21 protein-coding genes and 1 tRNA gene are annotated in these 23,455 nt (G+C 73.1%); 16 read left to right on the top strand and 6 right to left on the bottom strand.

Annotated elements, in window-relative coordinates; genetic code table 11:
- The first annotated feature begins 43 nt into the window (after positions 1 to 43).
- Positions 44 to 117, top strand: a tRNA-Ala gene (locus tag ACFVHO_RS18560).
- 123 nt (positions 118 to 240) lie between these two features.
- The gene (locus ACFVHO_RS18555; protein ID WP_385715321.1) at positions 241 to 1,089 is read left to right on the top strand and encodes an arylamine N-acetyltransferase; all 849 of its coding nucleotides are present in this window, start codon (positions 241 to 243) and stop codon (positions 1,087 to 1,089) included.
- Between the two features lie 6 nt (positions 1,090 to 1,095).
- Here ACFVHO_RS18555 and ACFVHO_RS18550 read toward each other — a convergent pair whose 3' ends face one another.
- Positions 1,096 to 2,040 carry a sigma-70 family RNA polymerase sigma factor gene (locus tag ACFVHO_RS18550; RefSeq protein WP_385715318.1) on the bottom strand — a complete coding sequence of 315 codons (945 nt, stop codon included), beginning with the start codon at positions 2,038 to 2,040 and terminating at the stop codon, positions 1,096 to 1,098.
- A gap of 86 nt (positions 2,041 to 2,126) precedes the next feature.
- On the opposite strand from ACFVHO_RS18550, the gene ACFVHO_RS18545 reads away from it, so the two are divergent.
- From ACFVHO_RS18545 to ACFVHO_RS18535, 3 genes are read left to right on the top strand one after another with little or no spacing between them, the layout of a single operon-like run.
- Positions 2,127 to 2,825 (top strand): FMN-dependent NADH-azoreductase, encoded by a 699-nt coding sequence (locus tag ACFVHO_RS18545; RefSeq protein ID WP_385715563.1) that lies wholly within the window; start codon positions 2,127 to 2,129, stop codon positions 2,823 to 2,825.
- A 56-nt stretch (positions 2,826 to 2,881) separates the two neighbouring features.
- The gene (locus tag ACFVHO_RS18540; protein ID WP_385715317.1) at positions 2,882 to 3,358 is read left to right on the top strand and encodes a hypothetical protein; all 477 of its coding nucleotides are present in this window, start codon (positions 2,882 to 2,884) and stop codon (positions 3,356 to 3,358) included.
- 6 nt (positions 3,359 to 3,364) lie between these two features.
- On the top strand, positions 3,365 to 4,609 hold the full coding sequence (locus tag ACFVHO_RS18535; RefSeq protein WP_385715315.1) for an ATP-binding protein: 1,245 nt from the start codon (positions 3,365 to 3,367) through the stop codon (positions 4,607 to 4,609).
- On the opposite strand, the gene ACFVHO_RS18530 is transcribed toward ACFVHO_RS18535, so the two are convergent.
- Positions 4,610 to 5,089 (bottom strand): GNAT family N-acetyltransferase, encoded by a 480-nt coding sequence (locus ACFVHO_RS18530; protein ID WP_385715312.1) that lies wholly within the window; start codon positions 5,087 to 5,089, stop codon positions 4,610 to 4,612.
- 82 nt (positions 5,090 to 5,171) lie between these two features.
- Between ACFVHO_RS18530 and ACFVHO_RS18525 the strand changes: the two genes are divergently transcribed.
- On the top strand, positions 5,172 to 5,963 hold the full coding sequence (locus ACFVHO_RS18525; RefSeq protein WP_385715310.1) for an exodeoxyribonuclease III: 792 nt from the start codon (positions 5,172 to 5,174) through the stop codon (positions 5,961 to 5,963).
- A gap of 194 nt (positions 5,964 to 6,157) precedes the next feature.
- A complete protein-coding gene (locus tag ACFVHO_RS18520) occupies positions 6,158 to 7,231 on the top strand; it encodes a DUF6528 family protein (RefSeq protein WP_385715307.1) in 1,074 nt (357 codons plus the stop codon).
- Positions 7,232 to 7,316: 85 nt separating this feature from the next.
- On the opposite strand, the gene ACFVHO_RS18515 is transcribed toward ACFVHO_RS18520, so the two are convergent.
- On the bottom strand, positions 7,317 to 7,958 hold the full coding sequence (locus tag ACFVHO_RS18515) for a MerR family transcriptional regulator (protein WP_385715560.1): 642 nt from the start codon (positions 7,956 to 7,958) through the stop codon (positions 7,317 to 7,319).
- Positions 7,959 to 8,165: 207 nt separating this feature from the next.
- On the opposite strand from ACFVHO_RS18515, the gene ACFVHO_RS18510 reads away from it, so the two are divergent.
- The 3 genes from ACFVHO_RS18510 to ACFVHO_RS18500 are packed head-to-tail and all read left to right on the top strand — an operon-like array spanning position 8,166 to position 11,544.
- Positions 8,166 to 9,713 (top strand): flavin-containing monooxygenase, encoded by a 1,548-nt coding sequence (locus ACFVHO_RS18510; protein WP_385715304.1) that lies wholly within the window; start codon positions 8,166 to 8,168, stop codon positions 9,711 to 9,713.
- Positions 9,710 to 10,669, top strand: coding sequence for an alpha/beta fold hydrolase (locus ACFVHO_RS18505; RefSeq protein ID WP_385715301.1), 960 nt, complete (start codon positions 9,710 to 9,712; stop codon positions 10,667 to 10,669). Before ACFVHO_RS18510 ends, ACFVHO_RS18505 begins: the two co-directional genes overlap by 4 nt.
- The gene (locus ACFVHO_RS18500) at positions 10,666 to 11,544 is read left to right on the top strand and encodes an SDR family oxidoreductase (RefSeq protein ID WP_385715299.1); all 879 of its coding nucleotides are present in this window, start codon (positions 10,666 to 10,668) and stop codon (positions 11,542 to 11,544) included. Before ACFVHO_RS18505 ends, ACFVHO_RS18500 begins: the two co-directional genes overlap by 4 nt.
- A 94-nt stretch (positions 11,545 to 11,638) precedes the next feature.
- Here ACFVHO_RS18500 and ACFVHO_RS18495 read toward each other — a convergent pair whose 3' ends face one another.
- On the bottom strand, positions 11,639 to 11,824 hold the full coding sequence (locus ACFVHO_RS18495) for a hypothetical protein (protein ID WP_385715297.1): 186 nt from the start codon (positions 11,822 to 11,824) through the stop codon (positions 11,639 to 11,641).
- Between the two features lie 114 nt (positions 11,825 to 11,938).
- On the bottom strand, positions 11,939 to 15,292 hold the full coding sequence (locus ACFVHO_RS18490) for a S41 family peptidase (protein ID WP_385715294.1): 3,354 nt from the start codon (positions 15,290 to 15,292) through the stop codon (positions 11,939 to 11,941).
- Positions 15,293 to 15,477: 185 nt separating this feature from the next.
- On the opposite strand from ACFVHO_RS18490, the gene ACFVHO_RS18485 reads away from it, so the two are divergent.
- Positions 15,478 to 16,071, top strand: a complete 594-nt coding sequence (locus tag ACFVHO_RS18485) for a TetR/AcrR family transcriptional regulator (protein ID WP_385715291.1) — start codon at positions 15,478 to 15,480, stop codon at positions 16,069 to 16,071.
- A gap of 156 nt (positions 16,072 to 16,227) precedes the next feature.
- Positions 16,228 to 18,468, top strand: a complete 2,241-nt coding sequence (locus tag ACFVHO_RS18480) for an MMPL family transporter (protein WP_385715288.1) — start codon at positions 16,228 to 16,230, stop codon at positions 18,466 to 18,468.
- A 1-nt stretch (position 18,469) separates the two neighbouring features.
- Here the strand turns inward: ACFVHO_RS18480 and ACFVHO_RS18475 are convergent, their stop codons facing one another.
- Positions 18,470 to 18,811 carry an SsgA family sporulation/cell division regulator gene (locus tag ACFVHO_RS18475; protein ID WP_030359442.1) on the bottom strand — a complete coding sequence of 114 codons (342 nt, stop codon included), beginning with the start codon at positions 18,809 to 18,811 and terminating at the stop codon, positions 18,470 to 18,472.
- A 269-nt stretch (positions 18,812 to 19,080) separates the two neighbouring features.
- Here ACFVHO_RS18475 and ACFVHO_RS18470 point away from each other — a divergent pair, with 269 nt between their 5' ends.
- Genes ACFVHO_RS18470 through ACFVHO_RS18455 form a run of 4 tightly spaced genes read left to right on the top strand, consistent with a single transcriptional unit; the run spans position 19,081 to position 23,088 of the window.
- Positions 19,081 to 20,193 carry an energy-coupling factor ABC transporter permease gene (locus ACFVHO_RS18470; RefSeq protein WP_385715283.1) on the top strand — a complete coding sequence of 371 codons (1,113 nt, stop codon included), beginning with the start codon at positions 19,081 to 19,083 and terminating at the stop codon, positions 20,191 to 20,193.
- Position 20,194: 1 nt separating this feature from the next.
- Entirely contained in the window at positions 20,195 to 20,959 is a 765-nt protein-coding gene (gene cbiQ, locus ACFVHO_RS18465) for a cobalt ECF transporter T component CbiQ (protein WP_385715280.1), read from the top strand.
- On the top strand, positions 20,944 to 21,717 hold the full coding sequence (locus ACFVHO_RS18460) for an energy-coupling factor ABC transporter ATP-binding protein (protein ID WP_385715277.1): 774 nt from the start codon (positions 20,944 to 20,946) through the stop codon (positions 21,715 to 21,717). The genes cbiQ and ACFVHO_RS18460 overlap by 16 nt, the downstream gene beginning before the upstream one ends.
- Before the next feature lie 36 nt (positions 21,718 to 21,753).
- Positions 21,754 to 23,088, top strand: a complete 1,335-nt coding sequence (locus tag ACFVHO_RS18455; RefSeq protein ID WP_385715274.1) for a serine hydrolase domain-containing protein — start codon at positions 21,754 to 21,756, stop codon at positions 23,086 to 23,088.
- The last annotated feature ends 367 nt before the right edge of the window (positions 23,089 to 23,455 follow it).

The raw sequence follows: 23,455 nt of genomic DNA, 5'->3' as shown, positions 1-23,455 counted from the left end.
TCCAAGCACCCGGATGGGGATGCTAGAGTTTTACTCGTTGCAAGGGCCTGTGGCGCAGTCCGGTAGCGCACCTCGTTCGCATCGAGGGGGCCAGGGGTTCAAATCCCCTCAGGTCCACTGCACAAGAAGATCCCGCCCGATCGAAAGATCGGGCGGGATCTTCGCGTTGTGTCGTACGTACGCCGGCCAAGCGCCCTGCGCGCGTCGGCAATTGACGTGACGACACGAGGAGGCCCCCGCATGTGGAACGGCGACGCACTCGACCTCGACGCCTATCTGGCTCACCTCGGGCACGAGGGGGACCGCTCGCCCTCGCTCGCGACGCTGCGCGCCCTGCACCGCGCGCATGTGCTCTCCGTGCGCTGGGAGAACATCGAGGCCGTGCTGCGCAAGTACCGGCCGCTCGACCTGGAGTCCGTCCAGGCCAAGCTGATCGGCGGCCGTCGCGGCGGGACCTGCTTCGAGCACGTCACCCTCTACGCCGCCGCCCTGGAACGCCTCGGCTTCCGGTTCACCGTGGTCCAGGGGCGGGTGCAGATGGGCGAGACCAGGATCAGGCCCGAGACGCACGCCGCGGTGATCGTGGAGCTCGACGGGAAGCGCTGGCTCAGCGATGTCGGGTTCGGGGCCAGCCCGCTGGAGCCCATCGAGCTGACCGACGCTACGGACGTGACGGACGGCACCTGGGCGTACCGGCTGCGGCGGAGGGAGGTCACGCCCGGCGCCGACGGCTGGGCGCTCTACCAGCCCGCGGGCAAGGGGCAGCCCGACAACTCCGGCGACGGCTGGATGGTCCGGCACACCTTCACGCCGCACCCGCAGTACCCCACCGACCTGCGCGTCACGAACCACTTCGGCGCCAGCAGCCGCCACTCCGCCTTCAGCGACCGCGTCTTCGTGCAGCGCCTGCACCCCGACCGGCTGCACCTCCTCGACAACCGGCAGCTGACCACGGTCACGCCGGGGCGGCCGGGCCCGCCGGAGAGCCGGGAGCTGGAGCCGCACGAGGTGCCCGGGGTGCTCGCCGAGGTCTTCGGGGTCGAGCTGTCGGCGGCGGACGTCGAGCTGCTGCTGCCCAAGCTGGTCTGAGGCACGTCAGTCCGGGAGCACCGCGAGGGCCAGGCGTTCCAGGCGGGACGGCGCCGCGATGACCTCGTACGACGTGATCCTGCCCGACTCCACCGTGAGGGTGAGGGCGAGGAGGAGGCGGCCGCGCGGGGCGACGACGATGCCGGGGGCGCCGTCGAGCAGGAGTGCGGCGGCGTGCCGGGCGTTGCGGGCGAGCATGACCGTCTCGCGGGCCACCGCGTCGGCGCCGTGGATCTCGGCGGCGGTGCCTGCTGGGAGGGCCGCCGGGTCGGCGCGGCGGACGACGTCCGGGGCGAGGACCGTCAGGAGGGCGTCGATGTCGCCGCCGCGGGCCGCGGCCAAGAAGGCCTCGACGGCCTGCCGGTGCCCGGCCGGATCCGTGTCCGGGACGGCCGGGGTGCCGCGCACCTTGCCGCGGGCGCGGCTCGCCAGCTTCTTCGCGGCCGTCGGTGAGCGCTCCACGATGTCGGCGATCCGGTCGAACGGCACGGCGAAGGAGTCGTGCAGCACGAACGCGACCCGCTCCGCCGGGCCCAGGGTGGCGAGGACCACGAGCAGGGCGCGGCCCACCGACTCGATCAGGAGCGCCTCCTCCTCGGGGGTGTGCGCCTCGGCGTGGGCGATGTGCTCGGGGAGCCGGCCGCCGACGAAGTCCTCCCGGCGGGTCGTGCGGGTGCGGAGCATGTCCAGGCAGACGCGGGAGACGACGGTCGTCAGCCAGGCCGGCAGGTTCTCCACCGGAACCGGCTCCGGCTTCGGCTCCGGGCGACCGGCGTCGTGGTCCGTCGGCTCGGGGCGCCCCGCCCCGTGGGCCTTGCGGCTCAGGCGCAGCCAGGCCTCCTGGACCGCGTCGTCCGCCTCGTGCAGCGAGCCGAGCATGCGGTAGGCGACGCCCCGCAGCCGCCCGCGCTGAGCCTCGAAGCGGTCCGCGAGGTCGGTCGGCTCGTCCATCGGTCACCTTTCCCCGGCTTGTTCCGTCACCTCCTTGACGTACCGGACCACGGGGATGTGACAGGAGTGGGGTCGACGTGAGCGACATGGGTGAGGTCAGGGACGGCCTTCTGCATCTGGACTCCAGTGCCGATCGGCGCGGGGAGTCCGTGACGCGGACGCTGAGCGGGCTGTTCGCGCGGAGCTGGCGGGAGCGGTACGGGGACGCCGGGTACCGCTACCGGGACCTGGCCGCCGAGCCGGTGCCGCTGGTGGGGTCCGGCTACGTCGCGCTCGGCACGCGCACGGAGCGGCAGGGCGTCGTACCGCTTGAGAAGGTGGCCGCGCTGGCCGAGGGGGCCGACGAGGAGCGGGAGTGGGCACTGACGTTGCCGCTGGTCGAGGAGGTGCGGGCGGCGGGGACCGTGCTGGTCGGGGTCCCCATGTACAACTTCGGGGTGCCGGCGGCGCTGAAGGCGTGGATCGACCGGGTGTCGTTCCCGGGGGCGTACACCGACCCGGACAGCGGGCGGCCGCTGCTCGGCGGTACGCGGGTCGTGGTGGTCGCCGCGTGCGGCGGTGGCTACGGGCCGGGGACGCCGCGCGAGGGCTGCGACTTCCAGGTGCCCTACCTGCGGGCGTACTTCGGTGCCCTCGGGGTGGCCGCTGAGGAGGTGCACGTCGTGCGGGCCGAGCTGACGCGGGCCGGGGACATTCCCGGGCTCGCCCCGTTCCAGGACCTCGCGGCGGACTCGCTCGCGGCGGCGCGGGCGGCGGTGGCAGAGCTCGCCGCGAGGTCCTCATAGCGGACGCCCGGCCGCTCTCCACATGTGAGAAATGTCGTGATCGATACATTTGAGACATGTGGAGCGGCCCCCGCAGCCCCGGCAGGACCGTCGCCGCCGTCTGCGGCACGGCCCTGACGGCCGCGCTCGCCGGTGGCTGCGCCGAGCACGGCGGCCTGTACGTCGAGGGGCCCGCGCTGCGGCCCTCGCGGATCAGCGGGCCCGTCTACGTTGCCGACGCGCTCAGCTCGCCGCTCCAGAAACCGGCCGTCATCGGGCTCACCGACGACGTCGCGATGTCCTCGCTGCGCTGGAAGGACTGGGGCGGGCCCACCGCGCGCGCCACCGGGAGGCTGAGCGGCACCTGGTGTCTGCCCGGATGCTCGCGGGAGCCGTACGCCGCGACCCTGACGCTCAGCGGCGTGGAGCGGCAGGACGCGGCCGCGTACGCCTACCGGCGGGCGACCGTCGAGCCGGACCGGCCCGAGGCGCTGCCGCCCGCCGCGGTGAACGTGCAGTTCCAGGGGATCCGCCTGATGGTGCCGGAGTTCTGAGCCGCCATGGGACTGCGGACGAAGATCGGGATCGCCATCGCGGGCACGGCCGCCGTGGTATCGGTCGTGATCGGTCTCCTCGTCCACCACCGCACGGTCGAGGCGCAGTACACGAGCGCCCGCAGCCAGGCCAGGGACCGGCTGCAGACCGCCGTCCAGGACCACGCCGCCGGGATCGACGGCGACCGCACGCTGATCGACCCGCCCGACCTGCCGAAGCCGCTCGCCGACGCCGTGCGGCGGGGCAAGTGGGGCAGCTATCTCGACTGGGGCGGGAAGGTGCCGCAGATGTGGGCGGCCAGCGTGTACCGCGACGAGGTCGTCGCCCTGAAGCGGCCCTACGAGCGGGAGGCCGAGACCGTCCGCGACCTCGACCGGGTGCTGTGGATCTCCGGCGCCATCGGGACCGCGCTCGCCTGTGTCGCCGGGCTGCTCGTCGCCACCCGGCTCGGGCGGCGGCTCACCGCGTCGGCGGACACCGCGCAGCGCATCGCCGACGGGGACCTGACCGCGCGCCTCCCGCTGCGCGGCCAGGACGAGATCACCAGGCTGACCGCCGCCGTGAACACCATGGCCGACGCGCTCGCCGGGCGGCTGCGGGCCGAGCGTGAGGTCACCGCCAACATCGCGCACGAGCTGCGCACGCCGGTCGCGGGGATGGTCACCGCCGCCGGGCTGCTTCCGCCCGGGCGCCCCGCCGAGCTGGTGCGGGAGTCCGCCGCGCGGCTGCGGGAGCTGGTCGACGACGTGATCGAGGTTGCCCGGCTCGACGGCGCGGGGGAGGAGGTGCGGGCCGAGGTGTGCGGGGTCGTGGAGGTGGTGCGGCGGGCCGTCTCGGGGGTCCGGGGGGTCGCCGGGGGTGCGGACGGCGCCGGGAGCGGGGTGCGGGTGGAGGTGGAGGTGGTGCGGGACGCGTTCGTGGAGACCGATCCTCGGCGCGTGGAGCGGATTCTGGTCAACCTCGTCAGCAACGCGCTGCGGCACGGGCGGGAGCCGGTGGTGGTGGAGGTCGACGGGGGTGTGGTGCGGGTGCGGGACTCCGGGGGCGGGTTTCCGGAGGGGTTGCTCGCGGGTGGGCCGCAGCGGTTCCGCACGGGGGCGGAGGGGACCGGTCTTGGGCTCGGGCTCACGATTGCGGTGGGGCAGGCGGAGGTGCTCGGGGCGCCTTTGCGGTTCGCCAATCCGGACCAGGGCGGGGCTCTGGCGGAACTGGACCTGACCGGGGCCGTGGTGCGGGGCGGCGCCGGATAGCTAGCGCAGCGGCTTCGCGAAGCAGAGGCTCAGGGGGGTGTCGCGGTAGTAGCCGAACTTGGGGCAGGGCTCGTAGGCGGTCGAGGTGTAGAGGGCTATGGCCTCGGGCTGCTTGGTGCCGGTTTCCAGGACCATGCGGGTGCGGCCCGCCTCGCGGGCGTCGGCCTCCAGGGCGGCGAGGATGCGGCGGGCGAGGCCGAGGCCCCGGGCCTCCGGGGTGACGTACATGCGCTTGATCTCGGCGTCCCCGTCGGAGTACCCCTCGCCGTTCTGGTCCATCGCGCGCCAGCCGCCCGTGGCCAGCGGGGTGCCCGCGTCGTCGTACGCGATCAGGTACAGGCCGTAGGGCGGCTTGAACATGGCCGCGTCCAGCGGGGTCGCGTCGCCCTCGTCGCCGTAGCGCTCGGCGTACTCGAGCTGGACGCGGTCGTTGAGCTTGACGGCGTCCGGGTGGTCGAAGGCGACGGGCTGTATGTTCATGCTCTCCATCGTACTTCTATGCAGCGCCTTGGGGTGGCGACGGGATTCCGGGCGCCTACCAGTGTGCCGGTATCGTGCCGGGATGCTCACAGTGACCAGCGTGAATGTGAACGGCCTGCGTGCCGCCGCCAAGAAGGGCTTCGTGGAGTGGCTCGCCGGGACCGGCGCGGACGTGCTGTGTCTGCAGGAGGTGCGGGCCGAGCCGCAGCAGCTGCCGGACGAGGTCAGGGACCCGGAGGGCTGGTACGTCACGCACGCGCCGGCCGCCGCGAAGGGCCGCGCCGGGGTGTCGCTGTACACGCGGCGCGAGCCGGAGCGGGTGCGGGTGGGCTTCGGGTCGGAGGAGTTCGACGGCAGCGGGCGGTACGTGGAGGCCGATCTGCCGGGCGTCACCGTCGCGAGCCTGTACCTGCCCTCGGGCGAGGTCGGCACCGAGCGGCAGGACGAGAAGATCCGGTTCATGGGGGAGTTCCTCACGTACCTGAAGGACCTCAAGGCGCGGGCCGCCGCCGACGGGCGTGAGGTCCTGGTCTGCGGCGACTGGAACATCGCCCACCAAGAGGCCGACCTCAGGAACTGGAAGGGCAACAAGAAGAACTCCGGCTTCCTGCCCGAGGAGCGGGCCTGGATGGGAGAGGTCTTCGAGGACTTCGGCGACGACGTGATGCGCGCGCTGCACCCGGACGTCGAGGGCCCCTACTCCTGGTGGTCCTACCGGGGCCGCGCCTTCGACAACGACACGGGCTGGCGCATCGACTACCACGTGGCGACCCCGGGCCTCGCCGGGCGCGCCGTCAAGGGGTACGTGGAGCGGGCCGCCACGCACGCCGAGCGCTGGTCGGACCACGCGCCGGTGACCGTCGTCTACGAGTAGGCCGCTAAGAGCAGGCCGCCGGGCGTGGGCCGGTGCGCGGTCGGCCGGGAGTGGGACGGCCGGCGACCGGCGGGCGAAGCCGCGGCCAAAAGTCCGGCAGAGGACTGTCCCGGCCGCCGCGTGGCGTGACAGATTGCGGGCGCGCCCATCGTTCATGATGGGCGCGCCAACTGTCGCTCGTGCGGGGGTACTTCATGTCTGCTGGTCCTTCCGGAGGTCTTTCCAGACGCGGGCTCCTGGCCGGTGCCGCGGGCGCGGTGGCGGGCGCGGGGCTCGCGGGGGTGCTGCCCGCGGCGTACGCGGCCTCCCCGTCGGCCGCGGCGACCCCGTACGCCACCGGCCCCGGCGTCCCCCCGGGCACCCCGCCCGTCCTCGTCACCGAGCAGGCGAGCAAGCGGCTCCTCGTGCTCGACCCGCGCCGCCGCGTCTGGGACCCGGCGGCCGAACCGGGCGTCGTGCGCTGGCAGTTCTCGCCCCTCGGCGACCCCCGCTACCGGGACCTCCAGCCGGAGGCCAGCTGGGTCTACCCGTGCGAGGCGAAGGTGCGCGTGCACCGCAAGCGGACCCTCGTGCTGACCACGGCGTCGTTCGGGTTCGTGGCCGCCGTCGAGTACCCGACGGGGCGGCGCTACTGGGGCGCGGCGCTCGGCCCCGGCGACGACCTCTTCAACCCGCACAGCGCGGAGCTCCTGCCGGACGGCAACGTGGCGGTGGCGTGCAGCTCCGGCGCGCTCGTGCGGTTGTACGCCGCCTCGCTCGGCCCGGACGCGACGCGGTACGCCGAGGACCGGCTGAAGGGCGCGCACGGGCTGCACTGGGACCGCGCGCGGCGGGTGCTGTGGGCGCTCGGCGACGACGACCTGGTGGCGTACGAGGTGGGCGGGACCCCCGCGCGGCCCGCGCTGACCCGCAGGTCGGTGACCCCGCTGCCGGTCGCGGTGCCGGGAAAGACGGCGGGCGGGCACGACCTGTTCCCCGTCGCGGGGCGGCCGGGGCGGCTGTGGGTGACGACGAACGCGGCCGTGTTCCAGTACGACCAGCGCCACGGCACCTTCGTCCGCGACTACCCGGGACACGAGCTGATCGACCGGGCGTCGGTGAAGGCCGTCGGCAACGACCCGCGCACCGGACAGGTCCTCAGCACCGTGCCGGAGAAGGGCCTCGAGGAGACCTGGTGGACCACGAAGGTGGGCGTGCACCGGCCCACGGGGACGTACACGCTGGTCAACGGGGGGATCTACAAGGCGCGTTGGTGGCTGCCGCGCTGAGCGTGGGGCTTTGCTGAGCACGGGGCCGCGTTGAGCACGGGCCCGCGCTGGGTGCGGAGCCGCCCGAGCCCCGGGTCGCCGGGGATCAGTCCTCGTCCGGCTTCTCGCCCGCGAGCCGCCGGTCGAGGGCCAGCGAAAGCTCCGCCTCCACCACGGCCTTGGCGACGGGCCGCAGCATCTCGGCGCTGACGTCCGCGTCGTCGGGGGCGTGCGTGCGGACGACCGTCAGGAACAACTCGGCCAGCGCGTCGGTGTGTTCGCGCACGCGCTGGCCCGCCTCCAGGACCGCGGCGAGCGGGATGCCCTTGCGCACCAGGGTGGCCGAGGCGTCCAGGAGGCGGCGGCTGATGTGGACGATGTCGTCGCCGTCGGTGCCGAGATAGCCGAGGTCGAGGGCCGCCGACAGGTTCTCCGGGGTGACCTCGCCCGCGAAGCGGTCGGCCAGCTCCTCGGGGGTGAGGCGGACCGGGGTCTCCTCCGACGGGCCGTCCATGCCGAGGAGTTCGGCCACGTCGCGGCCCTGCTCGAAGGCCTCGGCCAGCTCCGCGATGCCGTTCAGGGTGTGGCCGCGCTCCAGGAGGGCGGCGATGGTGCGCAGGCGGGCCAGGTGGTGCTCGTCGTACCAGGCGATGCGGCCCTCGCGGCGCGGTGGCGGGATCAGCCCGCGCTCGCGGTAGAAGCGGACGGTGCGCACGGTGATGCCGGCCTCCTTGGCCAGCTCCTCCATGCGGAACTCGCGTACGTCCGCCGCCTCTGCCGGGTCTCCCGTGTGATCTGCCACGTGGGCAGCCTATGTCGGGACGGCGTCGCCGCGCCGGGGGCGTACCGCCGGTAACTTTCTCGCTCCCAACCCCTACCCATGAGTACGAGGCTGCTCTACTCTCCCCATTGCGCCAGTACTTACTGGCAGAGTCACACCTCGGGAGGCGTCGGCATGGCCGGGAGCGAACGTGTGGAGCACGTACGGGTGGCGGTGATCGGGTCCGGGTTCGGCGGGATCGGCGCCGCCGTCCGGCTGCGCAGGGAGGGCGTCACCGACTTCGTCGTCCTGGAGCGGGCCGGCGCGGTCGGCGGCACCTGGCGGGACAACAGCTACCCGGGCTGCGCCTGCGACGTGCCGTCCCACCTGTACTCGTTCTCGTTCGCGCCGAACCCGGACTGGCCGCGCACCTTCTCCGGCCAGGAGCACATCTGGGACTACCTGGAGCGGGTCGCGGACACCTTCCGGCTGCGCCCGCACATCCGCCTCGACACCGAGGTCCTGAAGCTCACCTGGGACGCCGACGAGCTGCGCTGGCTGATCGAGACCAGCGCCGGAAAGCTCACCGCCGACGTCGTGGTCTCCGCCACCGGACCGCTCTCCGACCCCAAGACGCCCGACATCCCGGGCCTGGACACCTTCCCCGGCAAGGTCTTCCACTCCGCGCGCTGGGACCACGACTACGACCTGCGCGGCAAGCGCGTCGCCATGGTCGGCACCGGGGCCTCCGCGATCCAGATCGTGCCGGAGATCCAGCGCGAGGTCCGCGAGCTCACGCTGTTCCAGCGCACCCCGCCGTGGGTCCTGCCGCGCGCCGACCGGGCCATCACCGGCGTCGAGCGCTGGCTGCACCGGCAGCTGCCGTTCACCACGCAGGCGCGCCGGGGCATCCTGTGGGGCATCAGGGAGCTCCAGGTGCAGGCGTTCACCAAGCGGCCCGACGAACTGGGCCTGATCGAGCGCATCGCCAGGCGGAACATGGAACGGTCCGTCAAGGACCCGGCGCTGCGGGCCAAGCTGACGCCGACGTACCGCATCGGCTGCAAGCGGATCCTGCTCTCCAACGCCTACTACCCGGCGCTCGCCAAGCCCAACGTCGACGTCGTCGCCAGCGGCCTCAGCGAGGTGCGCGGGTCCACCGTCGTGGCCGCCGACGGCACCGAGGCCGAGGTCGACGCGATCGTCTTCGGCACCGGCTTCCACGTCACGGACATGCCGATCGCCGAGCGCGTCGTCGGCGCGGAAGGACAGACGCTGATGGAGTCCTGGAAGGACGGCATGAAGTCGCTGCGCGGCGCCACCGCCGCGGGCTTCCCGAACTTCTTCACCGTCATCGGCCCGAACACCGGCCTCGGCAACTCCTCGATGATCCTCATGATCGAGTCCCAGCTGAACTACCTCGCCGACTACATGCGGCAGTTGAACACCATCGGCGGCCGCACCGCCCTGTCCCCGCGCACGACCGCCGTCGACGCCTGGAACCACCGCGTCCAGGAGCGCATGAAGCGCACCGTCTGGAACACCGGCGGCTGCACCAGCTGGTACTTGGACGACAACGGCGTCAACACCACCGTCTGGCCCGGTACGACGACGGAGTTCCGCACCGCAACCCGCCGCGTCGACCTGTCCGAGTACGAGGTCGTGCGCGCCCCCGAGGCCGACGCCGGGCCCCGGCGCCGCAAGTCCGGCAGGACGGCCACGAAGGCGAGGGCCACCGCATGACCCGGCTCACCCACGTCCGCAGCGGGCCCTACGCGCCGCCCGTCCCCGCGCACGAGCTGACCGCCGTCTCCGCCGACGGGGCGCGCGTCCACGTCGAGGTGCACGGGCCCGAGCACGCGCCCGCGATCGTCCTCGCGCACGGCTGGACCTGCTCGACCGCCTTCTGGGCCGCGCAGATCCGGGCCCTGTCGGGCACGTACCGCGTGATCGCCTACGACCAGCGCGGACACGGGCGCAGCGAGCCGCCCCTGGAGGCCGCCGGGTACGGCACCCGGGCCCTCGCCGACGACCTGGAGGCCGTGCTCACCGCGACCCTCGCGCCCGGTGAAGGGGCCGTCCTGGTCGGCCACTCCATGGGCGGTATGACGCTGATGGCGGCGGCCCGGCGGCCCGGGGTGCGCGACCACGCGGCCGCGGTGCTGCTGTGCAGCACGGGCAGTTCGCGGCTCGTCGCCGAGTCGACGGTGCTTCCGCTGCGCGCCGGGGGCCTGCGGACCCGGCTCACCCGCCGGCTGCTCGGCTCGCGGGCGCCGCTCGGGCCCGTCACGCCGATCGCCCGGCGGGTCCTCAAGTACGCCACGATGGGCCCCGGTTCGGCGCCCGAGCGGGTCGAGGCCTGCGCGCGGATCGTGCACGCCTGCCCGCGCGTGGTGCGCTACCGCTGGGCGCACGTCCTGGACGAGCTGCACCTGGATGCCGGGGTGGCCGCGCTGACGGCGCCCACAGCGGTGATCGCGGGAACCGCCGACCGGCTCACCCCCGTCGTGCAGGCCCGGCGGCTCGCGGCCGCGCTGCCGCACTGCCTCGGCCTGACCGAGCTGACCGGCGTCGGGCACATGACGCCGGTGGAGGCGCCGGAAGCGGTGACCCGCAGGATCACGGAACTGGCCGAGGCCTACGCCGTACGACAGCCGGTGCGGGAGTCCGCGCGGCAGCACGAGAGGGAGGGCGCGTGAGCAAGGTGAGCCTGGAAGGACAGGTCGCGGTCGTCACGGGGGCCGCGCGCGGAGTCGGTGAACTCCTCGCCCGCAAGCTGTCGGCGCGCGGCGCGCACGTGGCGCTCGTCGGGCTCGAACCCGACGAGCTGAAGCAGGTCGCGTCCCGCCTGCACGGGGAGGCCGCGTACTGGCACGCCGACGTCACCGACCACGAGGCGATGGCGCGGGTGGCCCAGGAGGTCAAGGAGCGGTTCGGGAAGGTCGACATCGTCGTCGCCAACGCCGGGGTGGCGAGCGCGGGTCCCTTCCTCGGCTCCGACCCCGTGGCCTGGCGGCGGGTCATCGAGGTCAACCTGATCGGCAGCGCGGTGACGGCCCGGGCGTTCCTGCCCGTGCTCATGGAGAGCCGCGGGTATCTCCTCCAGATCGCCTCGCTGGCCGCGCTGACGCCCGCGCCGATGATGACCGCGTACTGCGCGTCCAAGTCGGGGGTCGAGGCGTACGCGCACGCCCTGCGCGCCGAGGTCGGCTACAAGGGCGTGAAGGTGGGCGTCGGCTATCTGTCCTGGACGGACACCGACATGGTGCGCGGCGCCGACCAGGACGACGTGATGCGGGAGTTGCGGTCGCGGCTGCCGTGGCCGTCCAACAAGACGTATCCGCTCGGGCCCGCCGTCGACCGGATCGTCGCCGGGATCGAGCGGCGCTCGGCGCACGTGTACGCGCAGTGGTGGCTGCGGGGCATGCAGGGGGTGCGGCCGTACCTGCCGGGGCTCATCGCGTCCGTCGGGCAGCGGGAGATGCGGCGGTTCGAGCCGCGGCTCGGGGAGGTCTCGACGGGGCTTCTCGGGGAGGGCGGTTCCGCGGACACGGCGGCACACGCGGGGCGGTAGGGCGCGAAACGGGCCCGCCGGTACGGGAAACGGGGCTCGCCCGGAAGTCCGGGTGAGCCCCGTTCGCGTTCCGCTCAGGCGCAGGGGGCGCCGACTAGGCGTCGTAGTCCCGGTCGAACCTGTCCTGAGCCTCCTGCGCGGCGCGCTGGGCCTCGTCCGGAGCCTGGTCCTGGGCCTGCGAGGCGCGTTCGCTCGCCTCGTCCTTGGCGCCGCCCATCGCGCTCTTCGCCTTGTCGGCGAGATCCTGGGCCTTGTCCTGGAACTGGTCCTTGATGCCCATGCTGGTCACTCCCGTTGTGGGTGAGGGGATTGGGCCTCGACCAGACTCACACGGCGGCACGGGCCGCGCATTTCGATCACTCACCCTCCGTGATCCGCCCCGTTCAGCGGCGCGCTAGGCGTCCCGTGGCGGCAGCTTCGGGCGCCGCCGGTCCGGCACGTCCGAGTAGCCCGGGGGCACCGCCGCCGGCCGCAGCGCGAGCAGGTCGAGGGCCACCCGCACCGCGTCGTCGAGCTGGGCGTGCCGCCCCTCCGCCCAGTCCAACGGCGTGCGCAGGACGGCGAGATCGGGCTCCACGCCGTGGTTCTCCACGGACCACCCGTACCCGTCGAACCACGCCGCGTTCATCGGCACCGTGATGACCGTGCCGTCGCCGAGCGTGTGCCGTCCGGTCATCCCGACCACCCCGCCCCAGGTCCGCTGCCCCACCACGGGCCCGAGCCCGAGGAGCTTGAACACGGCCGTGATCATGTCGCCGTCGGAGGAGGTCGCCTCGTCGGCGAGGGCGACGACCGGGCCGCGGGGCGCGTTGGAGGCATACGACACCGGCTGGGCGTCCCGGGTGAGGTCCCAGCCGAGGATCTTGCGGGTCAGCTTCTCCACGACCAGCTCGCTGATGTGGCCGCCCGCGTTGCCGCGCACGTCCACGAGCAGCGCGGGCAGCGACACCTCCAGGCGCAGGTCGCGGTTGAACTGGGCCCAGCCGGAGCCGCCCATGTCGGGGATGTGCAGATAGCCGCACCGGCCGTCGCTCAACTCCCGTACGACGTCACGTCGTTTGGCCACCCAGTCCTGGTAGCGCAGCGGCCGTTCGTTGACGAGCGGCACGATCGCGACCCGGCGTGAGCGGCCCTCGCCCGCCGCGGGCAGGAAGGTCAGCTCCACCGTCGTGCCGCCCGCCGCCGCGAGCAGCGGGTAGGGGCCGGTCACCGGGTCGACGGGCCGCCCGTCGACATGGGTGAGGACGGCGCCCTCCCGGATGCCCGCGCCGGCCAGCGGCGAGCGCGCCTTGGAGTCGGAGGACTCGCCCGGCAGGATCCGCTTGACCACCCAGCCCTCGTCCCTTCGCACCAGGTTGGCGCCGAGCAGCCCCATCGCCCGCTGGTAGTGCGGCGGTCCCTCGTTGCGCCGGGCGGCGGTGACGTACGCGTGCGAGGTGCCGAGTTCGCCGAGGACCTCGCGGAGCAGGTCGGCGAACTCGTCGGGGGAGGCGACGCGCTCCACGAGGGGGCGGTACTGGTCGAGGACGCCGTCCCAGTCGATGCCGCACATGTCCGGCTCCCAGAACAGGGCGCGGATGAGGCGGCCCGCCTCGTCGAAGGACTGCCGCCACTCGGCGGCCGGATCGACGTCGTGCAGGATGCGGCGCAGGTCGAGCCAGACGGTGCTGTCGCTGTCGCCGGACTCGGTGGACGGCACGGCCCGCAGGTCGCCCTCGTCCACCACGACGAGCCGCGAGCCGTCCCCGCTGGTCGCGAACCAGTCGAGGTGGTCGACGAGTTCGGACTTCTTGGCCTTGGTGATGTTGAAGTACTCCAGGGTCGGACGGCCCGAGGTGTCGGCGGGGTTGACGAAGGTCTCGCCGAGCGCGCCGGAGATCGGCCAGCGCAGCCACACCAGGCCGCCGCCGCTCACCGGGCACAGCGCGGAGTACTTCGACGCCGCCACCGGGAACGGCGTCACCCTGCTCGCCAGGCCCTCCGCCTCCACGGTCACCGTCCCGTCGCCGGAGCCGTCGTCGCCCGCGCCGTCCGAGCCGTCCGCGTACGGGTCGAGCCCGCCCGCCGCGGGCCGCCCGTCGGGCAGCAGCGCGAACGGCGAGGGGGTCGCGGACGACAGGGGGACGAGGTAGGGGCGGCAGCCGAGCGGGAAGGACAGGTCGCCGGTGTGCACGTCGTAGACGGGGTCGAAGCCGCGCCAGGAGAGGAAGGCGAGATAGCGGCCGTCCCGGGTGAACACCGGGTTCTCGTCCTCGAAGCGGCCGTTGGTGACGTCGATGACCGTACGCGCGCCGGGCCCGGCGATCCGGGCCAGCTTGATCTTCCGCAGGGACCGGCCGATGCCGGGGTGGGACCAGGTGAGCCAGGCCCCGTCCGGGGAGAAGGCGAGGTCGCGGACGGGGCCGTTGAGGGACCGGATCAGCTCGGTCACCTCACCGGCGGAGCTGTCGGGGCTGTCGGAACCGTCGGAGCCCTCCGCGCCGCCGGAGCTGTCGGGGCCCTCGGTGGCCGTGTCGTCGGGCACGGTGACCAGGAGCAGCCGCCCGTCGTGGGAGGCGATGGCGAGCCGTTCCCCGTCCGGGTCGGACACCAGCTCCTGCACCCGCCCGAGCTTGCCGCCCGCCAGCCTGCGCGGCTCCCGGGCGCCGCTGGCCCGGGGCAGGTAGGCGATCTCGATCGCGTCCTCGCCCTCGGCGTCGGTGACGTACGCGACCTGCCCGCCCGTGCCCAGCATCTCCGGGAGCCGCACCCGGACGCCCGGGGTGTCGGCGATGGTGCGGGCGGGGCCGTCGCGGTGGGTCAGCCAGTACAGGCTGCCGCGTACGACGACGGCGCTGGCGCGGCCCGTGGTGTCCACCGAGAGCGCGTCGACGTGCTGCGCGGCGGGCACCTGGTACGTCCGCCGCCCCGCGCGCGGGCCGCCGATCTCGACCTCGACGCGGCGCGGCACGGAGTCGGCGGCCAGGTCGTCCACCAGCCAGATCTCGCCCGCGCACTGGTAGACGACGCGGGTGCCGTCGCTGGCGGCGTGCCGGGCGTAGAAGGCGTCGTGGTCGGTGTGGCGGCGCAGGTCGGTGCCGTCGGGGCGGCAGGAGTACAGGTTCCCGACGCCCTCGTGGTCGGAGAGGAACGCGACGCGCCCGGACACGAACATCGGCGCGTCCAGATGCCCCCCGAGGCCGTCGAGCAGCCGCTCGCCGTGCAGCCACAGGCGTCCCGTGGCGCCGCCCCGGTAGCGCTTCCAGGCGGCGGGCTCGTGCGGCGGCTTGCCGGTCAGGAGCAGGGTGCGGCGCTCGCCGTCGCCTTCGCCGTCGAGCACGGCGATGTCGTGGACCGGGCCCCAGGGCAGCTTGCCGCCGGGGGAGCCGTCCGTGGGCACGCTGTAGGCCCAGCAGAAGTAGGAGAAGGGCTGGCCGTGCGAGGAGACGGCGAGGATGTCGCCGTCGGGCGTCCAGCCGCAGACGCGGGTGTCGGTGGAGCCCCAGTAGGTCAGCCGCCGCGCCGGGCCGCCCGCCACCGGCGCCAGATGGATCTCGGGGTCCAGGCTGCGCCAGCTCGTGTACGCGATGTGACTGCCGTCGGGGCTGAAGCGGGGGTGCCCCACCTTGGTGCGGTCCGCCGTGATCCGCCAGGCGCGGGTCGGCGGGGCGCCCTCCGTGGTGAGGGGGGCCACCCAGAGGTCGTCCTCGGCGACGAAGCAGAGTCGGTCGCCGCTGACGTGGGGGAAGCGGAGGTACGCCTGAGTCACCTCCCCATGGTGCGGCAACTTATGGGGCTTCGCCCCTTTCCCCCCTATTGGCGCTTCGCGCCTCGTCCTCAAGCGCCGGACGGGCTGAGAATGTGTGGCCCAGGACACGTACGAAACCGTTTCGTTTCGTTAGTTGGTCCCGTAGAGTACTCGGCGTAGCGATGGAATCGGGAAGGAGTCGGCCCATGACCGAAGTGGCAGCGTCGCCGCGGCGGAGCCGGATCACGCCCGAGCGGGAGGCGGAGCTGTACGAGGCCGTCCTCGATCTGTTGCGCGAGGTCGGGTACGACGGGCTGACGATGGACGCGATCGCCACCCGCACCCGGTCCAGCAAGGCCACGCTCTACCGCCAGTGGGGCGGCAAGGCGGAGCTGGTCGCGCGGGCGCTGAGGCACAACAAGCCCGCGTCCATGGCGGACATCGACACGGGGTCCCTGCGCGGGGACTTCATGAAGATGGTCACGCTCCAGGACGACTGTCAGATGGAGCAGGACCAGGCGCTGATGCGAGGCCTGTTCCACGCCATCCACAACAACCCCGAACTGCACCAGGCGCTCAGGCAGTTGCTGATCGAGCCGGAGATCACCGGTCTCAACGAGCTGCTGCGCCGCGCCGTCGCCCGGGGCGAGCTCGACCCCGACAACCCGGCGCTCGAGTACGTCATCCACATGCTGGTCGGCGGCTTCGTCGCCCGGGACCTGGTCGAGGAACGCCCCGCCGACCAGGAGTTCCTCCGCAGTTACATCAACGCAGTGATCCTCCCCGCCCTCGGCGTCTGACGCCCGGCCGGGCGGAGTCTCCCCGCAGTCGCACCCCCCCGCGGCCACACCACCTGACGTCCGCTCATGTCGTCGGGCCGATCGCCCCTGCCCCTCGGGCTGATCACCCCTGCCCAGAAGCCATCAGCCACCACGACCTGACCGGGAGTACTCCCCGTGGCCACATTCCTGTACAAACTAGGACGGCTCTCCTTCCGGCGACGGCACTTCGTCGCCCTGATCTGGGTCGCGCTGCTGACCCTCGCCGGTGTCGGCGCGGCGTCCGCGCCCACCGCGGCCTCCAGTTCGTTCTCGATCCCGGGCACGGAGGCGCAGAAGGCCTTCGACCTGCTCGACGAGCGCGCGCCCGAGGCCAGCGCCGACGGCGCGAACGCCCGCGTCGTGTTCAAGGCGCCGGACGGGGAGAAGGTCACCGACCCGGCCAACAAGGCCGAGATCCAGAAGACGGTCTCCTCGCTCAAGTCCGGCTCGGACCAGGTCGCCTCGGCCGCGGACCCGTTCGCCGCCAAGGCGGTCTCCAAGGACGGCACGACGGCCTACGCCTCCGTGACGTACAAGGTCACCTCCATGGAGCTGACCGACGACAGCCGGGACGCCCTGGAGAAGACCACCGACGAGGCGCGCGACGGCGGCATGACCGTCGAGGTCGGCGGTGACGCGCTGCAGGCCATGCCGCACACCGGCGCCACCGAGATCATCGGCATCGCGGTCGCGGCCGTGGTCCTCGTCATCACCTTCGGCTCGCTAGTCTCGGCGGGTCTGCCGCTGCTCACCGCGCTGATCGGCGTCGGCATCGGCGTCTCCTCGATCGCCGCGCTCGCGAACGCGCTCGACCTCGGCACGACCACCTCGACGCTCGCGATGATGATCGGCCTCGCCGTCGGCATCGACTACGCGCTGTTCATCGTCTCGCGCTACCGCGCCGAACTCGCCGAGGGCCGCGAGCGCGAGGACGCCGCGGGCCGCGCCGTCGGCACGGCCGGGTCGGCCGTCGTCTTCGCCGGTCTGACCGTCGTCATCGCGCTCGTCGGGCTCGCGGTGGTCAACATCCCGATGCTCACCAAGATGGGCTTCGCGGCGGCCGGAACCGTCGCCATCGCCGTCCTGATCGCGCTCACGATGATCCCGGCGCTGCTCGGGTACGCGGGCAAGAAGGTCAAGCCGACGGGGGAGAAGGGCAGGCTGTTCGGCGGCCGCAAGAAGGCCGCCGAGGCTGGTCCGGCCGAGGGGAACGCCCCGGTCAAGGAGAACCTCGGCACCCGCTGGGCCCGCTTCGTCGTCCGGCGCCCCGTCGCCGTCCTGCTGCTCGGCGTGCTCGGCCTCGGCGCCGCCGCCCTGCCCGTCTCGCAGCTCGAACTCGGCCTGCCCGACGACGGCGCGCAGCCCACGTCCACGACCCAGCGCAAGGCCTACGACCTCATCGCGGACGGTTTCGGTCCTGGTTACAACGGTCCGCTGATGGTGGTCACCGACCTCAAGGGCGTCGACGACGCCAAGGGTGAGGCCGCCGCCGTACAGAAGAAGATCTCGGGCCTCGACGACGTGCTCACGGTCAGCCCGCCCCGGTTCAACAAGGCCGGCGACACCGCGATCGTCAGCGTCGTGCCGTCGTCCAAGCCCAGCGGCACCGAGACCGAGGGCCTGGTGCACGCGATCCGCGGCGAGGCGAAGGACGTCAAGGCCGACAGTGGCGCCGAGGTCATGGTCACCGGCACCACGGCCATGAACATCGACGTCTCCGAGAAGCTCAACGACGCCCTGCTGCCGTACCTCGCGCTGGTGGTGGGCCTCGCGTTCCTCCTCCTGATCGTGGTCTTCCGCTCGGTCCTCGTCCCGCTCAAGGCGGCCCTCGGCTTCCTGCTCTCGGTGCTCGCCGCGCTCGGCGCCGTGGTCGCGGTCTTCCAGTGGGGCTGGCTCGGCTCGCTGTTCGGCGTCGAGCAGACCGGCCCGATCATGAGCATGATGCCGATCTTCATGGTGGGCGTGGTCTTCGGCCTCGCGATGGACTACGAGGTGTTCCTCGTGACCCGGATGCGGGAGGCGTACGTCCACGGCGAGAGCCCGAACGAGGCGATCGTCACCGGCTTCAAGCACGGGGCGCGGGTCGTCTCGGCGGCGGCGGTCATCATGATCGCGGTGTTCGCCGGGTTCATCGGCTCCAGCGAGCAGATGGTCAAGATGATCGGCTTCGGGCTCGCCATCGCCGTCTTCTTCGACGCCTTCATCGTGCGTATGGCGCTCGTCCCCGCCGTCCTCGCGCTGCTCGGCCGCAAGGCCTGGTGGCTGCCGAAGTGGCTGGACCGCTCGCTGCCGAACGTGGACGTCGAGGGCGAGGGGCTGCGCACCCCGGCCGACCAGGGCGACCCCGAGGAGGAGCGAGAGCTCGTACGCGTCTGAGTCAGTGGGGCACGGGGGCGGCCGCGTACGTGCGGCGCAGGAAGCGGATCAGCGCCGAGGCGTCGAACTGCACGACCGCCACCCCCTGCGCCGAGTGGAACTCCAGGATCGTCTGGACCCGCCCGCACGGCCAGATGCTCACGTCGCCGCTCTCCGTCGGAGCCCGCAGGCCCTGTTCGAGCAGCTCGCGGCTGAAGGTCCAGTCGTGCGACCCGGGGAGGTCGACCCGCACCGAGCGCGGGTCGGCCTCCGGGTCGTAGCGCAGCGCGACGGGGACGACGACGTGCTCGTCGGGGGAGTCGGTGACCAGGTGGGCCCGGGTGTACTGCTCGACTGCCGACATGCTGACTCCTCGTAGTCGTTCCGGCCCACGGAAAGCGGCTCTCTCCCTAATGTCCCATATGTACGTATATGTCACATGGGGCGAAAGGAGGGGGCGCGGGCCGTCCGGGGTGCTCCCGGCCCGCCCCAATCGTTGCCGGACCGCTCTTGCAAGCAATTCGCAACAACGCCCATCATTGAAAGGTTCACGAGCGACCCGCTCGGAGCGATCCGCTCTCGTCATGAGTGCCTCCCCACGCTCATGACATGCGCCTTTCCAGGAGCACGCGCATGCATGTCCCCGATGGCTTCATCAATGCTCCCGTCTCCGCCGTCGCCGGAGTCGCCGCCGCGGGCGCGGTGGCCGTCAGCCTCCGGGGCGCGCGCAGAGAACTCGACGAGAGGACGGCGCCGCTCGCCGGGCTCGTCGCGGCGTTCATCTTCGCCGTGCAGATGCTGAACTTCCCGGTCGCCGCCGGGACCAGCGGCCATCTCCTCGGGGGCGCGCTCGCGGCGATACTCGTCGGGCCCTACACCGGGGTCCTGTGCGTCTCCGTCGTCCTGCTCATGCAGGGCCTGCTCTTCGCCGACGGCGGCCTGACCGCGCTCGGCGTGAACATCTCCGTCATGGCCGTCGTGACGACCGTCGTGGCGTACGCGATCTTCCGCGGCCTGGCGAAGGTCCTGCCGCGCGGCCGCCGCTCGGTGACCGCCGCCGCGTTCACGGCCGCGCTCGTCTCCGTACCGGCCGCGGCCGCCGCCTTCACCCTCATCTACGCCGTCGGCGGCACCACGGACGTGCCCCTCGGCAAGGTCGCCACGGCCATGATCGGCGTCCACGTCCTGATCGGCATCGGCGAGGCCGCCATCACGGCGCTCACCGTCGGCGCGGTCATCGCGGTCCGGCCGGACCTCGTGCACGGGGCGCGCGGCCTCACCGCGCCGCTGAAGCTGCGCGTGGGCGGCGAGCTGATCGACGCCGACGCGACACCCGCGGCCGCCCCGGCCCCCGCGGCCGCCACCGCCCGCTCGCACCGCAAGCTGTGGGCCGTGGGCCTCGCCGCCTCCGTCGTCCTCGCGGGCTTCGTGTCCTTCTACGCCTCCACGAACCCCGACGGCCTGGAGAAGGTCGCCCACGACAAGGGCTTCGACAAGGGCGAGAAGGAGCACGCCGCCGCCGACTCGCCCCTCGCGGACTACGGCGTGAAGGACATCACCAACACCCGCCTGTCCGGCGGCCTCGCGGGCGTCATCGGCGTCGGCGTGACGGTGGTCGCGGGCAGCGCGGTCTTCTGGGCGGTACGGCGGCGGCGCGGGGAGGACAGCGGCCCGGCGTCGACGGCCACGGACGACGTCGCCGTGGCACCGGCCGCCCCCGCGACCAAGCCCGCGGAGAACGCCTGACATGGGTGCGGGCCACGCCCACCGCCTCTACCGGCACGGCCACTCGCCCGTGCACGCCCTGCCCCCGCACACGAAGCTCACGGCCGTCTTCTGCTTCGTGGTCGTCGTGGTCTCCACGCCCCGCGAGGCGATGTGGGCGTTCGCCGCGTACGCGCTGCTGCTCGCGTCGGTGGCGTACGCGGCCAGGGTCCCCCTCCTCTTCTGGCTGAAGCGGCTGCTCATCGAGATCCCCTTCGTGGCGTTCGCCCTGCTCCTGCCCTTCGTGGCGCAGGGCGAGCGCACCGAGGTCCTCGGCATGTCCCTGAGCGTCCACGGCCTGTGGGGCGCCTGGAACGTCCTAGCCAAGGGCACCCTCGGCGTCGCCGCGTCCGTCCTGCTCGCCGCCACGACCGAGCTGCGCGAACTGCTCCTCGGCCTGCAGCGCCTGAAGCTCCCGCCGCTCCTCGTCCAGATCGCCTCCTTCATGATCCGCTACGGCGACGTCATCACCGACGAGATGCGGCGCATGCGGATCGCGCGCGAGTCCCGCGGCTTCGAGGCGCGCGGCGTGCGCCACTGGGGCGTCCTCGCCAAGTCCGCGGGCGCGCTGTTCATCCGCTCCTACGAACGCGGCGAGCGCGTGCACCTCGCCATGGTCAGCCGGGGCTACGCGGGGTCGATGCCGGTCATCGACGAAGTGGCGGCGACCCGCGCCCAGTGGACGTACGCCCTGACCCTGCCCCTGACCGCCCTCGCCGTCTGCCTGTTGGGATGGACCCTGTTGTGACCACCTCCCCGCCCGCCTCCCTGGAGGTCACCGGCCTCGCCTACGCCTACCCCGACGGCCATCAGGCCCTGTTCGGCGTCGACCTGCGCATCGCGCGCGGCGAACGCGTCGCGCTGCTCGGACCCAACGGCGCCGGCAAGACCACCCTGGTCCTGCACCTGAACGGCATCCTCACCGCGGGCGCCGGGACCGTCACCGTGGCCGGACTGCCCGTCGGCAAACGGCACCTGGCGGAGATCCGCCGCAAGGTCGGCATCGTCTTCCAGGACCCCGACGACCAGCTGTTCATGCCGACGGTCCGCGAGGACGTGGCCTTCGGGCCCGCGGCGGCCGGGATGCGCGGGCCCGAGCTCGAAGCGCGCGTCCACAAGGCCCTCGGGCAGGTCGGCATGGCCGAGTACGTCGACCGGCCGCCGCACCACCTCTCCTTCGGCCAGCGCCGCCGCGTCGCCGTCGCCACCGTCCTCGCCATGGAGCCCGAGATCCTCGTCCTCGACGAGCCGTCCTCCAACCTCGACCCCGCGTCCCGTCGCGAACTCGCCGACATCCTCCGCTCCCTGGACGTCACCGTCCTCATGGTCACCCACGACCTGCCCTACGCCCTCGAACTCTGCCCCCGCGCCCTGATCCTCAGCGAGGGCGTCATCGCGGCCGACGGCCCCACCGGCGAACTCCTCTCCGACGCCGACCTCATGAGCGGCCACCGCCTGGAACTCCCCTTCGGCTTCGATCCGAAGTCGGTACGGGAGAAGAGCTAGTGGAATCTTCGGCGGCGGGCGGCTGTTGTGCGTGACATGAGCGCTGTTGAGGTCGGGGTCGGGAACGCCGCGGTACACGGCACGGTGTCCGAGGGCTTCGAGCCCGTACGGGACGCCTTCGTACGCAACTTCACCGCGCTCGGGGAGCGTGGGGCCGGGGTCGTGGTGTACCGGGACGGGCGGCCGGTGGTGGATCTGTGGGGCGGCATCAGGGACTTCGACGGGGCGGAGGCCGGGGCCGGGGTCGGGACCGGGGTCGGGGTCGCGGTGGCCGGGGTCGGGCCCGCGGCGGCCGGAGCCGGAGTCGGGACCGGGGCCGGGAGCGCCGTGCCCTGGGAGCGGGACACCGCGCAGGTCGTCCGCTCCGCCACCAAGGGGGTCGCCGCGGCCGTCCTGCTCCTCCTCCACCAGCGCGGCGAGCTGGACCTGGACGCCCCCGTCGGCGCGTACTGGCCCGAGTTCAAGGCCCACGGCAAGGACCGGACCCTCGTACGCCACGTCCTCGCCCACCGCGCCGGGGTGCCCGCCCTCGACCGCCCCCTGACCCCGGCCGAGGCCCTCGACCCCGACGTGGCCGCCGCCGCGGTCGCCGCACAGCGCCCCTTCTGGGAGCCGGGGACGGATCACGGCTACCACGCGCACACGTACAGCTGGCTGACCGGGGAGCTGGTGCGGAGGGTCACCGGGCGCTCGATACGGGACGTGATCGCGACGGAGGTCGCGGGGCCGCTGGGGCTCGACTTGTGGGTGGGGTTGCCTGCGGTGGGTGGTGGGGCGGCGGGGTCGCGGCAGGTTGCTTCGGCCCTTTCTCCGGCCGGGCGTGTGGGGCGGCTCGGGCAGCTCGATGCGCCCGCCGCCGCCCCGGGGCTCCGTACCCGGCCCAAGCCGCAGGTGTCCGACGCCTACCGGGACCCGGACTCCCTCACCCGGCGGGCCTTCGGGGTGGTCGACCCGTTCCCCGACGAGAACTCCGCCGCGTACCACTCGGCCGTCCTTCCCGCCTCCAACGGCATCGCCACCGCCGGTGCGCTCGCCCGCTTCTACGCCTCCCTCATCGGTGAAGTCGACGGCGGCGCGCGCCTGTTCACGCCCTCCACGCTCGCCCTCGCCCGCGGTGAGGCGTCCGCCGGGGCCGACCGCGTCCTCGTCGTCCACACCCGCCTCGGCCTCGGCTACATGCTCCACGGCGCCGCGTCACCCCTCCTCGCCCCCACGTCCTTCGGCCACCCCGGCCGGGGCGGTGCCCTCGCCTTCGGCGACCCCGAGTCCGGGATCGCCTTCGGCTACGTCACGAACGGGATGAGCAAGGGGGTCACCGCGGACGCGCGGGCCCAGGCCCTGGTACGAGCGGTACGCACCGCTGCCGCGTAGCGCACCCCCGTATCGGCGCTCCGCGCCTCGTCCTCAAACGCCGGACGGGCTCTTTCCCACCCACCCGCCCGAACTTGCACCGGCCTGCCCAACAGCCCGGCACCCTCGGCCCCGAAAGGGGCGCCCCCGATCGCGCTGCGCGCTCGTCCTCAAGCGCCGGACAGGCTTTCTCCCACCCACCCGCCCGAACTTGCACCGGCCTGCCCAACAGCCCGGCACCTTCAGCCCGCCTCGGTGAAGTTGTTTTCAGCCCGTCCGGCGTTTGAGGACGAGGCCGCAGGCCGATCGGGGGAGGATCGTCCCGCCCGAAGGGGACACCCACCCCCGGGGTCCAGGGGCGGAGCCCCGGGATCGGAGAAGGGGTGGG

Origin of the sequence: Streptomyces sp. NPDC127108 (assembly GCF_042677545.1) — a bacterium.
Lineage (GTDB): Bacteria > Actinomycetota > Actinomycetes > Streptomycetales > Streptomycetaceae > Streptomyces.
Note: the sequence above shows the minus strand (reverse complement) of the source record. Positions and strands in the feature narration are given on the sequence as shown.

What these genes read in the sequence shown, in the direction of transcription:
- ACFVHO_RS18555 (WP_385715321.1), top strand. Translation starts at nt 241, where the DNA reads ATGTGGAACGGCGACGCACTCGACCTCGACGCCTATCTGGCTCACCTC.
- ACFVHO_RS18550 (WP_385715318.1), bottom strand. Translation starts at nt 2,040, where the DNA reads ATGGACGAGCCGACCGACCTCGCGGACCGCTTCGAGGCTCAGCGCGGG.
- ACFVHO_RS18545 (WP_385715563.1), top strand. Translation starts at nt 2,127, where the DNA reads ATGGGTGAGGTCAGGGACGGCCTTCTGCATCTGGACTCCAGTGCCGAT.
- ACFVHO_RS18540 (WP_385715317.1), top strand. Translation starts at nt 2,882, where the DNA reads ATGTGGAGCGGCCCCCGCAGCCCCGGCAGGACCGTCGCCGCCGTCTGC.
- ACFVHO_RS18535 (WP_385715315.1), top strand. Translation starts at nt 3,365, where the DNA reads ATGGGACTGCGGACGAAGATCGGGATCGCCATCGCGGGCACGGCCGCC.
- ACFVHO_RS18530 (WP_385715312.1), bottom strand. Translation starts at nt 5,089, where the DNA reads ATGAACATACAGCCCGTCGCCTTCGACCACCCGGACGCCGTCAAGCTC.
- ACFVHO_RS18525 (WP_385715310.1), top strand. Translation starts at nt 5,172, where the DNA reads ATGCTCACAGTGACCAGCGTGAATGTGAACGGCCTGCGTGCCGCCGCC.
- ACFVHO_RS18520 (WP_385715307.1), top strand. Translation starts at nt 6,158, where the DNA reads ATGTCTGCTGGTCCTTCCGGAGGTCTTTCCAGACGCGGGCTCCTGGCC.
- ACFVHO_RS18515 (WP_385715560.1), bottom strand. Translation starts at nt 7,958, where the DNA reads ATGGAGGAGCTGGCCAAGGAGGCCGGCATCACCGTGCGCACCGTCCGC.
- ACFVHO_RS18510 (WP_385715304.1), top strand. Translation starts at nt 8,166, where the DNA reads ATGGCCGGGAGCGAACGTGTGGAGCACGTACGGGTGGCGGTGATCGGG.
- ACFVHO_RS18505 (WP_385715301.1), top strand. Translation starts at nt 9,710, where the DNA reads ATGACCCGGCTCACCCACGTCCGCAGCGGGCCCTACGCGCCGCCCGTC.
- ACFVHO_RS18495 (WP_385715297.1), bottom strand. Translation starts at nt 11,824, where the DNA reads ATGGGCATCAAGGACCAGTTCCAGGACAAGGCCCAGGATCTCGCCGAC.
- ACFVHO_RS18485 (WP_385715291.1), top strand. Translation starts at nt 15,478, where the DNA reads ATGACCGAAGTGGCAGCGTCGCCGCGGCGGAGCCGGATCACGCCCGAG.
- ACFVHO_RS18475 (WP_030359442.1), bottom strand. Translation starts at nt 18,811, where the DNA reads ATGTCGGCAGTCGAGCAGTACACCCGGGCCCACCTGGTCACCGACTCC.
- ACFVHO_RS18470 (WP_385715283.1), top strand. Translation starts at nt 19,081, where the DNA reads ATGCATGTCCCCGATGGCTTCATCAATGCTCCCGTCTCCGCCGTCGCC.
- cbiQ (WP_385715280.1), top strand. Translation starts at nt 20,195, where the DNA reads ATGGGTGCGGGCCACGCCCACCGCCTCTACCGGCACGGCCACTCGCCC.
- ACFVHO_RS18460 (WP_385715277.1), top strand. Translation starts at nt 20,944, where the DNA reads ATGGACCCTGTTGTGACCACCTCCCCGCCCGCCTCCCTGGAGGTCACC.
- ACFVHO_RS18455 (WP_385715274.1), top strand. Translation starts at nt 21,754, where the DNA reads ATGAGCGCTGTTGAGGTCGGGGTCGGGAACGCCGCGGTACACGGCACG.